Annotated in this window: 14 protein-coding genes; 10 read left to right on the forward strand and 4 right to left on the reverse strand. The window is 35.0% G+C overall.

The features are described from left to right. Positions 1 to 202 precede the first annotated feature (202 nt). From LUA91_RS09240 to LUA91_RS09250, 3 genes are all read right to left on the reverse strand, one after another. The gene (locus tag LUA91_RS09240; RefSeq protein ID WP_231425758.1) at positions 203 to 607 is read right to left on the reverse strand and encodes a hypothetical protein; all 405 of its coding nucleotides are present in this window, start codon (positions 605 to 607) and stop codon (positions 203 to 205) included. 110 nt (positions 608 to 717) lie between these two features. Beyond that, complete coding sequence (locus tag LUA91_RS09245) at positions 718 to 3,159, reverse strand: TonB-dependent receptor domain-containing protein (protein WP_231425759.1); 2,442 nt, start codon at positions 3,157 to 3,159, stop codon at positions 718 to 720. A gap of 435 nt (positions 3,160 to 3,594) precedes the next feature. Next, positions 3,595 to 5,274, reverse strand: a complete 1,680-nt coding sequence (locus tag LUA91_RS09250) for a Zn-dependent hydrolase (protein WP_231425760.1) — start codon at positions 5,272 to 5,274, stop codon at positions 3,595 to 3,597. A 112-nt stretch (positions 5,275 to 5,386) separates the two neighbouring features. On the opposite strand from LUA91_RS09250, the gene LUA91_RS09255 reads away from it, so the two are divergent. After that, on the forward strand, positions 5,387 to 6,223 hold the full coding sequence (locus tag LUA91_RS09255) for an N-acetylmuramoyl-L-alanine amidase (protein WP_231425761.1): 837 nt from the start codon (positions 5,387 to 5,389) through the stop codon (positions 6,221 to 6,223). A gap of 128 nt (positions 6,224 to 6,351) precedes the next feature. On the opposite strand, the gene LUA91_RS09260 is transcribed toward LUA91_RS09255, so the two are convergent. Then, positions 6,352 to 8,007, reverse strand: coding sequence for a glutamine--tRNA ligase/YqeY domain fusion protein (locus LUA91_RS09260; protein WP_231425762.1), 1,656 nt, complete (start codon positions 8,005 to 8,007; stop codon positions 6,352 to 6,354). A 291-nt stretch (positions 8,008 to 8,298) separates the two neighbouring features. Between LUA91_RS09260 and LUA91_RS09265 the strand changes: the two genes are divergently transcribed. From LUA91_RS09265 to LUA91_RS09305, 9 genes are all read left to right on the forward strand, one after another. Beyond that, the gene (locus LUA91_RS09265; RefSeq protein WP_231425763.1) at positions 8,299 to 8,718 is read left to right on the forward strand and encodes a cobalamin B12-binding domain-containing protein; all 420 of its coding nucleotides are present in this window, start codon (positions 8,299 to 8,301) and stop codon (positions 8,716 to 8,718) included. Between the two features lie 2 nt (positions 8,719 to 8,720). Beyond that, positions 8,721 to 9,500: an enoyl-CoA hydratase/isomerase family protein gene (locus LUA91_RS09270; protein ID WP_231425764.1), complete on the forward strand. Its 780-nt coding sequence runs from the start codon at positions 8,721 to 8,723 to the stop codon at positions 9,498 to 9,500. A 169-nt stretch (positions 9,501 to 9,669) separates the two neighbouring features. After that, a complete protein-coding gene (locus LUA91_RS09275; RefSeq protein WP_231425820.1) occupies positions 9,670 to 11,070 on the forward strand; it encodes a sigma-54 dependent transcriptional regulator in 1,401 nt (466 codons plus the stop codon). A gap of 63 nt (positions 11,071 to 11,133) precedes the next feature. Further along, on the forward strand, positions 11,134 to 12,183 hold the full coding sequence (locus tag LUA91_RS09280) for an AI-2E family transporter (protein WP_231425765.1): 1,050 nt from the start codon (positions 11,134 to 11,136) through the stop codon (positions 12,181 to 12,183). A 71-nt stretch (positions 12,184 to 12,254) separates the two neighbouring features. Further along, on the forward strand, positions 12,255 to 12,521 hold the full coding sequence (locus LUA91_RS09285) for a YtxH domain-containing protein (protein WP_231425766.1): 267 nt from the start codon (positions 12,255 to 12,257) through the stop codon (positions 12,519 to 12,521). A gap of 54 nt (positions 12,522 to 12,575) precedes the next feature. After that, on the forward strand, positions 12,576 to 12,956 hold the full coding sequence (locus tag LUA91_RS09290; RefSeq protein ID WP_231425767.1) for a phage holin family protein: 381 nt from the start codon (positions 12,576 to 12,578) through the stop codon (positions 12,954 to 12,956). Continuing rightward, entirely contained in the window at positions 12,943 to 13,377 is a 435-nt protein-coding gene (locus tag LUA91_RS09295; RefSeq protein WP_231425768.1) for a hypothetical protein, read from the forward strand. The genes LUA91_RS09290 and LUA91_RS09295 overlap by 14 nt, the downstream gene beginning before the upstream one ends. A gap of 114 nt (positions 13,378 to 13,491) precedes the next feature. Beyond that, positions 13,492 to 13,920, forward strand: coding sequence for a lipocalin family protein (locus LUA91_RS09300; protein WP_231425769.1), 429 nt, complete (start codon positions 13,492 to 13,494; stop codon positions 13,918 to 13,920). Between the two features lie 13 nt (positions 13,921 to 13,933). Then, a complete protein-coding gene (locus tag LUA91_RS09305) occupies positions 13,934 to 14,356 on the forward strand; it encodes a low molecular weight protein-tyrosine-phosphatase (RefSeq protein WP_255717769.1) in 423 nt (140 codons plus the stop codon).

Consider the following 14,356-nt stretch of genomic DNA (forward strand, 5'->3'; position numbering starts at 1 on the left):
ATACCGAATTTGTTTTAAAGTTTTTAAAAGAAGATTTAATGAAATTTTGAGCTGGTTAAATCATTCAGAATTTATAGATGCCATTGAAAGCAATTACATTTGGCCTTTTTAAGATCACAAATCAAAGGAGATTGCCACAATTATTACCAATGAAAAATCGCTAATATTTTCGCAATGATGGCCGGTCTAAGAGATTTGGAATTTAATACTTTTCTTCCAAAACTACCTCAATAGCTAGTACCTTCCATTCGCCACCAATATTTTTCCATTGATAGATTTCTTCCGTTTGGATGGTTTGCTTTTTAGAGAAGATCAATAAGTTGGGTTTAATGATGATCGATTTTCGGGCAATTTTTTCAGTAAAAACCTCGTCTTCGAAAGATGATTTTATCCGGTAATGACTGGTTTCAATGCTTTTCGCTCTTCTGAAAAGACTTTGAATATCTGCTTTATAATCCCTTAAGTTAAGCGTTATCGCATTAGCACCAGTAAACTTAAAGGAAGGATCGAAGATTGAAAAATAGTGGTCTGCGTTCTTCGCAATAAAAGCTAGATCCGCCTGTTTATGAAATGTATCTATCTTAGAAATAATTAAATCGGTTCCCATGGCATGAAGTTAATGCTTTGTATTTTGTTTTCAAATTTAAGATGAAACCATTCATTATATTCCACAAAAAAACCACCAATGGTTAATTGATGGCCTTTGATTGGATTAGTCTAATTTTTCATTCTACCCTGCTCGGCTTCCAGGCCAGTGCTTCTGTTACGGGCTGGTTTAATTTCGTTTTTACCAAAGCGATATGTAAAAGTTAAACTCACCGATTGTCTATCATTTACTCCGTAAAGGGTATAATAAAGTCCCGGGAATGCACTGTTGATGTTGTTGATTTGCGTATTAAAAATATCGTTCGCAGCCAGTTTTAAACTCGCTTTTTTATTAAGCAATGATTTACTTATCCCTGCATCGAAACCATAACGCGTTCTAATCTCCATTACACCGAAGGTTACCGGGCTATCATAACTAAAATTTAATTCTGCCGATAAACCTGGTTGAATTTTAAAGCTATGCTGCGATTTAAATTGAAACGATGTGCTTTTATTATCCAATTTTTGTCCGGCAATATCTGGTGCTTTAAAACGAATATGAAATAAATTCAGATTGTTGTTGCTGCTCCACCACTTTGTAAAACTTACAGGAGCATTAATTACCATGGAGTAGGCATTTTGTGTTGCAATATTTTGGTTGGTTTGGTACAAGGCCTGCTTCTCATTATCTGGCAAAATCACTTCGGTAATCACATCAATAGTTCTACTATAATTTAATGTTACCGAATATTTCTTTTTTAGTAAATAAGTAAACTCAAAATTATTGGTGTATTGTGGATTCAAAAACGGATTACCTTGACTATAAGTATATTGATCTAAAAAATAAACGAACGGATTCAATGCATCATAACTTGGTCTGTCAATCCTGCGACTGTAAGAAAGACTGATATCATTGTTCTTATCCAACGTTTGGTTCACAAATACACTTGGGAAAAAATTAAGATATTCCCTTTCAATTATTTTATTAGTGGTTATAGAATTTCCTTTTGATGTAGTTTGTTCGGCTCGCAAACCCAATTGAACACTTGTTTTTTTAAACTGTTTGTTAAAATTTACATAAGCAGCATTTACATTTTCATCATACACAAATTGGTTGCTTAGCAGTTTGTTGTTCTGCCAATTATTATTTAAAAATTGCTCGGCAATAAGGTTGTTATCTGTGGTAACCCAGCTGCTTTTTAGTCCGGCTTCTAATTTCATTTGCTTTTTCAACGGAAGCGCATAATCAACTTTGAAAGCTTTAATATTAATAATCGATGGTGTAATGTTTCTCGTAATCACCGTTGGCCTTATCAACGTTCCATTATTAAAAAAATAATCGCTAACGTAGTCTGCATCATCATTTCCTTTATATCTGCCGTAATCCAAATCAACAGTAATTTCCTGTCCTGCGGTATCCAAAACAGATTTATAATTTAAGTTATAGGATATATTATTGTATTTGTTCCTAATCACATTGTTCGCTAAAACAGAAGAATCCTGTTGAGTAAAGGAACCACCAATTCGGGTAGCATTTACTGATGTTTCACTGTTACTTCCATCGTAACCGGTTACTAAAACTCCAAGTGTATTGTTTTTATTAATGAAATAATCTACACCAGCTTTAAAATTTTGTCCGTGATTTCTTTTGGTAAAATCACTTCTTTGAGAAAAATAACGATTGCTAGGTGATACATTCGCGATCCTGTCAATTTCCATGTAGGTTTCCCTATCTCGTTGGTAATAGTTGTAGTTACCAAAGAAATTCAGCGATTTTGTTCTATGATTAATGCTTCCACCAGCGCTCGATCTAAATTTAGTACCACGACCAAAAGCACCTGTTAAACTCCCATTTGTACCACCACCTTTACTTTTTTTGGTTTTAATATTGATGATTCCGGAGTTACCTGCAGCATCATATTTTGCAGATGGGTTGGTAATTAACTCGATGGTTTCAATCTCCGAACTTTGCATGCCCCTAAGTAAGTTAGCCACATCTCCACTACTCATGTAGGTCTGTTTTCCATCAATTTGAATCAATACCCCTTGCTTGCCTTGCATAGAAATATTATCATTTTGATCTACGTTTACGCCAGGTGCCTTCTGTAATAATTCCAAAGCTGTTGAGCCCGATGCGATGGAACTATTGGCCACATTCATTACAGTTCTATCCATTTTTCGCTCTACCAAAGGTACATTTGCAGCAACGGTAACTTCTTTCAAATTTTGAGCGGAAGAGGCCAATTGGGCTGTTCCAAAATCAATTTTCTGATCATCTCCTAATGCTTCGGTTTTGCTTTTAAATGTTTTGTAGCCCATGCTGCTGGCTTTGTAAAAGTAGTTGCCTTTTGTTGCAATTGAAAAGCCAAAAACACCTGATTGATCTGTAAATGCAGTTTTAATAATGCTTGAATCTGAAGACTTAAAAAGGACCACCGTTACATAATCGGCTGGTTTTTTATTTTCATCCAGAATTACTCCGGTAACATTTACTTTAGGTGTAGTTTGTGCCTGCACATAAAAAGGTGTAAGTGCAGTTAATATGATAAGGGTTAATTTGTAAAACGTCTTCATAATTTCTTGGTATAATAATTTTAAAATTTTGGCAAAACAATCCCATAGCAGCCATATGGCGCTTTTGTGAATTTTGCCTACTCATTTTAAAGTTTAGTTTGGAAACGAACGGTCTCCATTGTTTAGTTATGAATAAGACGATGGTTCTTGAAAAAGGTTACATGGAGAAGTGAAAAAGTAAAAATGGCTTATTCTGAATATCGAATTTCTTAATTTTTTAGAAAGTTTAAGGCAGTGGTTTATGGCAAATTATGCCCTGCCATTTGCTACAATCTTTTAAATTGATTGTCAGAGAATTAATGATTGTCAGCAAAATTTTTTAAAAGGATTTTCGCTCTTGTCAGGCTTATTTAACTAAGAACAGCACAAAAAAACCGCAAATCAACAGGTAATAATCTGTGGATCTGCGGTTTCAAACTAGATAAAATAATTTTTCTATTTAACACCCAAAACATCTACTCCTTGTTCAAAAACAACATCAACAGGGATGTTTTTTCTGGTTAATCGGTCTAAATCTTTTTGAAGTTCAGCAGAAATAACAGCTTTTTCTTTTTGTGCTTTTTCAACAGCTACTTTATCTCCGCTACCCTGCAAAGTAATAATGAATGCACTTAACTCATTCATCGCTATCGCAAACTTTTCAAAATTAACCTTGTAAGTTCCTTTGTTGGTACGTTCGAAAGCACCTTTTTCCTGAAAATAGTTGAAACATTGCATATTGGCTTTGCCATGTGCTTCAGAAACACCAAAGCGAACAGATCTTAAAATGCCCGCCATAAAAGTGGTATAGTAATCTTTAATATCACCAGTTAATTCGCCTTTTTTAAGCAAACCTGTAACCATATATAAGCCTAAAACATCAGCCTTACCTTCTTCTAACCAGCTGTATTGTTCTTTTAAGGCTTCACGAACAAAACCTTTTCCAGTGATGGTTTTCTTGATCCCTAAACCATGTGCTACCTCATGAAACATCACATTGGCAAAAAAAGCATCGAATTTAATGTACTGCTGCTGATCGGCATCAATTAATTCTTTTGAGATTGGAACTAAAATTTTATCAAATTTGGCCTGCATCGCATTTTTTAATTGTGATCTACGCGTTCCTTTTTCCTGTTGAATTTTTTCATCATTCGGCAAGTTTACAGCGATGGTTTTCGATCCGGCATTGCAATCGCCGGCATAATAAACCACATCATAGGCATTTAATTCAGAATCTGTTCCAGGCGTTTCAGTTTTATATTTAGCGGCAACAGGTAAGTTTTTTTGTAATTCAGGAAGCATTTTTACATACTTCGCTAAGCGTTTGCTCCACTCCTTATCCTTTATTAAAACATAAGCCTCGTAACTGGTGCGGGCATTAAAAAGTTTGTCTTCGTAATTTTCAATCGGCCCGATAATAATATCCAAACCATTGGTTTTCATATCCAGCCAGGCGTAATCACTTGCTGTAAAATTATCGGTAACTAACGCATCAGCCCTTAAATTCAGGTATTTTTTTAAGCCTGCATCTTCAGCAATTAATGCAGCTTGTTTTAGCAACGAGCTTGCTCTTTGTAATTCTCCCGCAAATAAAATATGGTAAGGAACAGTACTTAGTTTACCTGTACTATCTTTTTGGATAACTGAATAGGCGCCAAATTTATCCGCTAAAGTAGACTTCTCAATTTCTTCCTTAGTGATCCCGTAAGGATAAAATGAAGCTCCTTCTGGCTTTGGTCCAACGCCGGCAACAAAAGGTTTTTCATTATTTAATCTATCCCAAGGGCCGTAATTTATATTTACAAAATCGCGGGTTTTCTCATCTTTAATGGTTGCCAACAAGCTATCTCGTTGCGGATATGCCTGCTTCCAATACAATTCATCCATAATCTCGGCAGCCTGAATAAGCAATGGTAAAATTTTGCGGTCATTAACACTTAATTGATTCAGGTTTGTTGTCAGTTTAACCCTTTCGTAAATAGGTAAACGTTGTGCCACATAATCGATCAAACTGTCGGTTTGTACCGCTTCACTATTTTTATTTTCAGCTTTATCAGTATTGGTGCAGGCTGATAATAAACTTGCTGAAATAGCCAGGACCGTTAAATATGAGATGGGTTTGTATAATTTCTTCATTATTAAAGTATATCGCGACTAAATTAGTAAAATTTGAAGGCTTTGTATAAAGTTTGATGTAATGAATGATTTTAACCTAACTTTGTAAGCAATCATCAACAAAAATAAAAACATGATTTCAGTAAAATCTTTAACTTTTAAAGCTACATTCTTGTTAGGATCTGCCATTATAATTTCTTCTTGTAGCTCAACCAAGTATGCAGCAACAGAAAAAATCTATAAAGATAAAACTAAAGAATTTGCAAAGATTATAACCTCCGTGCCACCACAAGGACAGCTTTATGATAGTTTAAATGCAACAAACCAGCAATGGATTGGTTCTGTAAATTTTGGGATACGGAAGCCTAATTTTGTAGTTATTCATCATACTGCGCAAGATAGCTTGGCGCAAACTGTTAAAACATTCCATTCTACCAGAGCAGGCACCAGCGCACATTATGTAATCAGCCGCGATGGAAAAGTAGTACACATGGTTAACGATTATCTTCGTGCAAATCATGCGGGCATAAGTAAGTGGGGCAAGGATACGGATCTGAATTCGTCATCAATAGGAATAGAACTGGATAATAATGGTATTGGTGATGTATGGAAAGATGCTCAAATTAACAGTTTAATCAAGTTATTGGCCACATTAAAAAAAACCTACAATATTCCAACGGCTAATTTTATCGGCCACGCAGACATTGCGCCTGGGCGTAAAAATGATCCTAAAAATTTTCCCTGGAAAAAATTAGCGGAGAAAGGATTTGGATTTTGGTATGATGATATATTGAAAAATCCACCAGCCGATTTTGATACGGAAAAGGCGCTGAAATATATTGGTTATAATACAGCTAACCTACCTGCTGCCATTGAGGCCTTTAAAATCCATTTTATACAATCAGATATTACCAAAACGCTAACACCAGTTGATGTTTTGGTATTGTACAATGTTTATTTGAAGTATTAAACCGATCAAAAGATATACTATCGTATTGAATTTTGTTTTGATTCCATGACAAATCCTGCACAATAAGACATAAAAAAACACGGAAGAATTTATGTTCATCCGTGTTTTTTGTGGTTAAAAAGTGTTGATTAATTAGGTTTCTTAAATGTATCTTTTAATGTTACCGTTCTATTGAAAACCAATTTATCAGGTGTAGAATCTTTATCCAAACAGAAATATCCTTTACGAATAAATTGGTAACGGCTATCTAAATCAGCATCTGCCAAAGCAGGTTCAATGTAGGCATTAGGCAAAACCGTTAAGCTTTCGGTATTTAAATAATCTTTGAAATCACCTTCTTCAGCATCAGGAGTTTCTGATGTAAATAAACGTTCGTATAAACGGATTTCAGCAGTTTTTGCATGTTGAGCACTCACCCAATGGATGGTTCCTTTAACATTAATGCCGCTGGTATCGTTTCCGCTTTTCGATTCAGGAATATAAGTACAGTGAATTTCTGTCACGTTTCCGTTTTCATCTTTCACAAAATCTTCGCATTTTACAATATAAGCGAATTTTAAGCGAACCATTGCGCCTGGAGCCAAACGGAACCATTTCTTCGCCGGAACTTCCATAAAATCTTCACGCTCAATCCAAAGTTCATTGCTGAAAGGAATTACGCGTGTGCCGCCATGGTCCTCGGCTTCTGGATTATTTTCGCCAATTAAATCTTCAGTACCTTTATCGTAATTGGTAATAATTAATTTAATTGGGTCTAAAACTGCCATCACACGATTAGCCGATTTATTTAAATCCTCACGAATACAGAATTCCAATAAACTCAATTCGATTAAGTTTTCACGTTTGGCAATACCGATACGTTCACAAAATTCGCGAACACTTTTTGGTGTAAAACCTCTTCTGCGTAATCCTGAAATTGTTGGCATGCGTGGGTCATCCCAACCGTTTACCAGATTCTCATTTACCAGTTGCAATAGTTTACGCTTACTCATTACTGTTGAAGTAAGGTTTAAACGGGCAAATTCATATTGTTTTGAGGGAAAAATCTCTAATTGTTCGATAAACCAGTCGTACAATTCACGGTGCGAAACATATTCTAAAGTACAAATGGAATGGGTGATGTTTTCAATACTGTCGCTTTGACCATGAGCGAAATCGTACATCGGATAAATGCACCATTTGTTACCTGTACGGTGATGTTCGGCATGTTTAATGCGATAAATAATCGGATCACGCATTAGCATATTCGGACTTGCCATATCGATTTTAGCACGTAAAATGTATGCTCCGTCAGGGAAATCGCCATTTTTCATCTTAGTGAAAATGTCTAAATTCTCTTTAACACTGCGGTTACGATATGGACTATCCTGGCCAGGTTCTGTTGGTGAACCTTTTAAAGCTGCAATTTCATCAGCAGAACTCTCATCAACATAAGCCAAACCTTTTTCGATTAGTTTAATGGCAAAAGAATACAGTTCATCAAAATAATCTGATGCATATAATTCGTTTTTCCAATTAAAACCTAACCATTTAATATCTTCTTGCTGGCTGTTTACATACTCAGTTTTTTCCGTAACCGGATTGGTATCATCAAAACGCAGATTGGTATAACCGCCGTATTTTTGTGTTAGTCCGAAGTTTAAGCATATCGCTTTGGCGTGGCCAATGTGTAGGTAACCATTAGGTTCTGGCGGGAAACGCGTAACCAAAGTTTCATACTTGCCACTATTTAAGTCGTTCTCAACAATTTCTTCAATAAAGTTCAATGACTTCTCTTCACTCATAAAAACCTGTAAATTAGGAATGCAAATGTAAAAATATTGATCGTAATTAGGTAACGATTAGAAAATAGAAAGGAGGAAATAGAGAATTGATATGTATTAAGTGTGAGTTAGAGAGTAGGTAGTTGAAATAGAAAACAGATTAGGCGCTTATTTCTGTTATTCAATTTGTTTTATCAATATATAGTAACATTTGAAACACTTACGATCTATTTCCCATTTCTTATCTCCCATTATTCAAATCTATTTCCCTAAAAGAAAATTCAATACATTTACATCAACTTAATATTCATTATGAGCAAAGTATTAAACCGGCCGATACGTGTTTTAGTGGCAAAAGTTGGCCTTGATGGTCATGATCGGGGCGCAAAAGTTATTGCCACTTCACTTCGTGATGCAGGTATGGAAGTCATTTATACCGGCTTGCGCCAAACGCCGGAAATGGTTGTGAATACAGCCCTTCAGGAAGATGTTGATGCCATTGGAATTTCCATTCTATCAGGCGCACACATGACGGTTTTCCCAAAAATTATTCATTTTATGAAAGAAAAGCAGCTTGATGATGTGTTGTTAACTGGCGGAGGAATTATACCTGATGCAGATCGGAAAAAACTTGCTGAATTAGGCGTCGGAGAATTATTTCCGCCGGGAACAACGATGGCGAGCATTGTAGAATATATACAAAATTGGGTTACAGAAAACAGAAATTTTTAAATATGGCATATCAAAATTTAATATCAGAGGTAAAAGAAAACATTTTATATGTTACCATAAATCGCGAAAAGGCATTAAATGCGATAAATAAAGATACACTTGCCGAACTGGCTGATGTGATTGCGTTTGCTGGGAAAACTGAAGATGTAAGGGCTATAATTTTAACAGGCGCTGGAGAAAAGGCTTTTGTTGCTGGTGCAGATATTAAGGAGTTTTCTGATTATAGTGGAAAGCAGGGAGAAGAATTGGCGAGGCAAGGACAAGAAAATGTTTTCAATGCTATTGAAAATTCACCAAAACCTTTTATTGCGGCCATTAACGGTTTTGCATTGGGCGGCGGTTTGGAATTAGCGATGGCTTGCCACATGCGTATAGCTGCTGATACGGCAAAGTTAGGTTTGCCAGAAGTTACATTAGGCTTAATTCCGGGTTATGGTGGCACACAACGTTTAACGCAATTGGTTGGCAAAGGAAAAGCGATTGAATTAATTACTTCGGCAAATATGATTAACGCTGTTGATGCCGAAAAAATTGGGTTAGTAAATTATGCGGTTCCACAATCTGACTTAATTAGCAAAGCAAAAGAAATTTTAGACCTTATAAAGCAACGGGCTCCGCTCGCAATTGCCGCAGCAATAAAATCAGTAAATGCTTCAGTAGATGGTATTGGCGGTTATGATGTTGAAATAGAAGAGTTTGGAAAATGTTTTGAAACAGCTGATTTTAAAGAAGGCGTTAATGCTTTTGTTGAAAAAAGAAAAGCAGTGTTTATCGGAAAGTAGTACAATTGTATTATTAGTTCGATGTGGAAATAAAACAAGTGTAGAAAAAATTTCCCAAATCAATTTATTTTGAGTAATTATGTGCCATCTATTATCACGCTTTATAATCACCTTTTTGTGAAGGTTATAAAATCTGTAGTGTACAAACAGATGGTCTCATGAAAAAAAAATTCTTATAGTTGATGACGAAGTAAACATCGGTTTACTGTTATCAAAATTTCTCGTTAGAAATGGTTTCGAAGTTGCAAATGCAATAACCGGAACTTCTGCTCTGGATATGATGGCAAATGAAGCCTTTGATTTGGTTTTGTGCGATTACCGTTTGGATGATACTGATGGCAGGGAAATTTTAATCAAAATCAAAGAAAATTACCCAACAACAGGTGTAATTATCATCACTGGATATTCAGATATTAAATTAGCAGTAGAACTCATTAAACTTGGAGCTTACGATTACATCACCAAGCCACTATATCCTGATGAAAGTTTAAATACAATTAATAAGGCGCTGGAAACCCAAAGAGCGCTGAACGAGAATAAAGGTGGATCTGGCAAAAAAAATGAAACAGAGTCGGAATATGTAAATTATACCGAATATATTGACGGAAAAAGTGATGTATCGGCTACCTTGCTTAAACAAATTCAATTAATTGCACCTACATCTTACAGTATTATTTTAACCGGTAAAAGCGGAACTGGAAAAGAATGTGTGGCTAAAACGATCCATTTAAATAGTTTAAGAAGAGATAAGCCTTTCGTAGCTATGGATTGTGGTTCATTAACTAAAGAACTTTCCAGAAGCGAGTTTTTTGGGCATGAAAAAGGTTCATTTACAGGTGCACTTTATACAAAAATCGGCCATTTCGAGCAAGCAAATGGCGGAACTTTATTCTTGGATGAGATTGGTAATCTTTCTTATGAAATCCAAGCCACTTTACTTAGAACCGTGCAGGAAAGAAAGGTCAAACGTATTGGGAGCACAAAAGAAATTGATTTGGATGTACGTATCATTGTAGCAACAAACGAAAATCTTGTCGATAATATTGGCAAAGGTACTTTTAGAGAAGATTTATACCATCGCTTCAACGAATTTTCCATTCATTTACCATCTTTAAAAAGGCGTGGAAACGATATCTTAATTTTTGCTGATAAATTTTTAGCGGTTGCTAATCAAGAACTCAATAAAAATATTAAAGGTTTTAGCGAAGGGGTGAAAAATTGTTTTTTAAACTATGGCTGGCCAGGAAATGTTCGGGAATTAAAAAATGTAATTAGACGTGTTTCTTTACTAACCGATGGAAATGAAATTCAGGTAGACGTTTTGCCTTTAGAGCTTTCAAACTATGCAAAGGATTTCGATCGCGAGCAAGCCTTGAAGCAGATAAAATCGAAATCCAGTGATAAACCTAAAGATTTAAAAAATGCAGCGCAAGAGGCTGAATATGACACCATCCTTAGCGTTTTAAAAGAAGTAAATTTTAATAAAACTAAGGCTGCTAAAATTTTAAATATCGATAGGAAAACGCTCTACAATAAAATCAAGGTGATAAAAATCGAAGACCAGCAATAATCTTTTATTAGCCAAAACAAAACCCCAGTTTTTGATATTAACAGAATACCAAACATCAATAATATGTCGGTATTCTCATTTAAACAGCGCAATAACATTAACCTCGTTATCATCATTGCTCTTGGGCTTTTGATAGCGTATTCTTTACAAGCAATTTTTAGTGCTATTCTTAGCACATTAGTGCTTTATACCATCATGCGTCCAGCTTATGTTCACTTAGCCGAAGTAAAAGGTTGGAATAAAAGATTTGTTGCCATTTTCCTTATTGTAATTAGCATATTATTAATCGTGTTGCCTTTTTATGCGCTAAGTAGCATGGTTATCAGTAAAATATCCGAACTAAAAAACAACGAGATTTTTTTTAAAAACCTATTGGTTAAACTACAACATTTAGTTCCTTTTAACATCAATCAAGATGTTATTCAGGATGGATTAAATCGCTTAGGTAATTGGGCTACAGATTTATTTCCTTCATTAATTTCGAGTGCTGTAAATATTATACTAAGCCTTTTGGTGATGTACTTTTTACTATACTTTATGTTAATTGAGCGCAAAACATTTGAGCGTTCGTTAATAAAGTATGCGCCGCTTAGAGAGCAAAATGCATTACGCTTTGGTAATGAGATGCGCAATACCACTTATGCAAATGTAATTGGACAAGGATTAATCTGCTTAGTACAAGGGTCGTTGGTAAGCTTATCATTTTACATATTAGGGTATAAAGATCCCGTTTTCTGGGGCGTGATTACTACCTTCATATCTTTTGTGCCTATTTTAGGTCCACCGGTTGTTTTTGTACCTGCGGCTATTTTACAAATTGCAAATGGAAATAATTTTGCGGGTTGGGCAATGCTTATTTTTGGTTTTGTAGTTATCATAAACATTGATAATGTACTTCGATTCATTATTGCGAAAAAAGTTGGAAATATTCATCCCATTATTACAGTAATTGGCGTAATTATTGGTATTCCTTTATTTGGAATATTAGGCCTTGTTTTTGGTCCACTACTTTTATCTTACTTTATATTGCTCGTTAAAATTTATGAAACCAGTACCTTGGCTTCAGAAAGATTGGAAAGAATTAAAACAAATAATGAGCTTAATGAGTTATAATTTATAGCTTAACAATAAAGTAATATAGTAGTGCTTATATTGTGAATGTTAAACCCTTAAAATAAATAATTATGAATGATAACTCAAAAGTAGTAGTTGCTCTTTTAGCAGGATTAGCTGCTGGTGCCGCTTTAGGTATCCTATTTGCACCAGATAAAGGTGATGAAACACGTGATAAATTAAGTCAGTCTTTAAAGGATTTAGGCGATTCGATAAAAGATAAAGCTGCTGATGAAATCAATAACTTATCAAGCTTAAAAGATAAAGTTGTTAGCTCTATCAAAACGAAATTAAGAAGCGTTGAAGAAGAATATAGCGACGACGTAGAGCACGCTTAAAATAAATTTAAAATTGGGCGCTTTTATAGCGCCCAGTTAAACTCCATCTAAACTATGCAAGAAAATAAAGAAAAAAGTATTGAAGACCTTGTTGAAGATGCCAAAGGATTTCTGGAGGCAAGAGTTGAATATACAAGACTTTACCTTGTAGAAAAGGTATCAAAAATATTTGCCGATTTAGTTACAAATACAACCGTAATAGTTTGTTTTGTGCTTGCATTTTTGTTCGGTAGCTTAACATTGGCACTTTTCTTATCAGATGTTTTAGGAAGTTATACCAGAGGTTTTGGATGTGTTTCAGGAATTTATCTTTTATTAGCCGTTATCGTATACTTAACCAAAGATAAATATATTGAAAAGGCGATTATCAATGTAGCCATTAGAAAATATTTCGACAAACTTGCAGATAAGGAGGAAGAAGATGAGAAAGTATAACATCAGAACTTTAGAAGATCTTCAAGCGGCAAAATTAGAGCTTAAAGTAGAATACACTCTTAAGCAAAATATGCTTAAAACCGATGGCCAAAAATTTTTAAAGCAGTTCACTTTGGGTGCTTTGATTAAAAAGTTTGCAACGCCAAGTAATTTATTTAAGGCTGATGAGAAACTGAATATTAGCGGAACAGCAATGTCGCTTCTTCTGCCAATGTTTATGAACAAAACGATTTTTAGAGGTGCCGGATTTTTAACAAAAGCAGCAGTTGGTTTTGTGTCTGGTAAAGTAGGAAAATCTTTAGATGCAGAACATTTATCGGCGATAGTTAATTCAGTGAAAGGCTGGTTTGGAAAAAAGAAGGAACAAAAAGCTAAAAAATTTATTGATTACGGAATCCCGCCTGATAGCGAAACGTATTAAATTTTAAGAGCCTCATATCATCAATATGAGGCTCTTGTATTTAAGGATTTTCTAAATATATATTTCAAATGTAGCATAATCCTGATTTAAACCGTTCTTATTAAAACCCAATTTATGAATAGAATATTACTCATCCTCATTATTTGTTTATCGTTCTCTTGCAAAAAGGATTTAGACAAAAAACTTTCAAGTAAAAATTGGCGTATTGAATCCATTACAGTCACTCCTGCAATGACAATCGGATCAAAAATTAGCACGAACTACTTAGATTTATCGGGTCCTTCAAGTTGCGAAGCCACTACTACCTTAATTTTTTCGGCAGATGGAATCTTCACTCAAAGTGCCAATGGTGCCTTATGCGATTTATTTCAACTTCCAAATAGTAAGCCTGTAACCTGGACTAGAGAAGGAAATCAAATTTTAATTTCTTCAGCCCCACAGTTTCCTTATACATTATCTGGTAATAAGCTAACACAAACCAAAACAAGTGTTGCATCTGGCGGAACAGTTTACACTTTCGAATATGTATATAGCTCCAAATAATTTTAAAATCTTAATGGTATGTCTTGGCAATATCTGCAGGTCTCCATTGGCAGAAGGCATTATGAGGCACCTTGCAAAGCAACAACATTTAAATTGGGAAATTGCATCAGCAGGAACTGGTAATTGGCACATTGGAAAAGCGCCAGATAAGAGAAGTATTGCTGCGGCAAAAGCCTTAGGTTATGATATCAGCAAGCAAAGGGCGCAACAATTTAATCATAGTATGTTTGCTCAATATGATTTGATTTTGGTAATGGACAGTAATAATCTATCTGATTTACAACAATTAGCCCAAACAGATAGCGAGCGGCAAAAGGTTAAACTTTTCTTATCGGAGAATGATGTTATTGATCCCTACTGGGATAATGCTCTTTTTGCCCCAGTTTGTAATCAGGTTGAAGAAAGGTGTAAAGAAATTATCAAACAACTTTCTTAA

The sequence above is a fragment of the Pedobacter sp. Leaf250 genome, from assembly GCF_920984735.1.
In the GTDB taxonomy this organism is placed as follows: domain Bacteria; phylum Bacteroidota; class Bacteroidia; order Sphingobacteriales; family Sphingobacteriaceae; genus Pedobacter.

What these genes read in the sequence shown, in the direction of transcription:
- LUA91_RS09240 (WP_231425758.1), bottom strand. Translation starts at nt 607, where the DNA reads ATGGGAACCGATTTAATTATTTCTAAGATAGATACATTTCATAAACAG.
- LUA91_RS09245 (WP_231425759.1), bottom strand. Translation starts at nt 3,159, where the DNA reads ATGAAGACGTTTTACAAATTAACCCTTATCATATTAACTGCACTTACA.
- LUA91_RS09250 (WP_231425760.1), bottom strand. Translation starts at nt 5,274, where the DNA reads ATGAAGAAATTATACAAACCCATCTCATATTTAACGGTCCTGGCTATT.
- LUA91_RS09255 (WP_231425761.1), top strand. Translation starts at nt 5,387, where the DNA reads ATGATTTCAGTAAAATCTTTAACTTTTAAAGCTACATTCTTGTTAGGA.
- LUA91_RS09260 (WP_231425762.1), bottom strand. Translation starts at nt 8,007, where the DNA reads ATGAGTGAAGAGAAGTCATTGAACTTTATTGAAGAAATTGTTGAGAAC.
- LUA91_RS09265 (WP_231425763.1), top strand. Translation starts at nt 8,299, where the DNA reads ATGAGCAAAGTATTAAACCGGCCGATACGTGTTTTAGTGGCAAAAGTT.
- LUA91_RS09270 (WP_231425764.1), top strand. Translation starts at nt 8,721, where the DNA reads ATGGCATATCAAAATTTAATATCAGAGGTAAAAGAAAACATTTTATAT.
- LUA91_RS09280 (WP_231425765.1), top strand. Translation starts at nt 11,134, where the DNA reads ATGTCGGTATTCTCATTTAAACAGCGCAATAACATTAACCTCGTTATC.
- LUA91_RS09285 (WP_231425766.1), top strand. Translation starts at nt 12,255, where the DNA reads ATGAATGATAACTCAAAAGTAGTAGTTGCTCTTTTAGCAGGATTAGCT.
- LUA91_RS09290 (WP_231425767.1), top strand. Translation starts at nt 12,576, where the DNA reads ATGCAAGAAAATAAAGAAAAAAGTATTGAAGACCTTGTTGAAGATGCC.
- LUA91_RS09295 (WP_231425768.1), top strand. Translation starts at nt 12,943, where the DNA reads ATGAGAAAGTATAACATCAGAACTTTAGAAGATCTTCAAGCGGCAAAA.
- LUA91_RS09300 (WP_231425769.1), top strand. Translation starts at nt 13,492, where the DNA reads ATGAATAGAATATTACTCATCCTCATTATTTGTTTATCGTTCTCTTGC.
- LUA91_RS09305 (WP_255717769.1), top strand. Translation starts at nt 13,934, where the DNA reads ATGGTATGTCTTGGCAATATCTGCAGGTCTCCATTGGCAGAAGGCATT.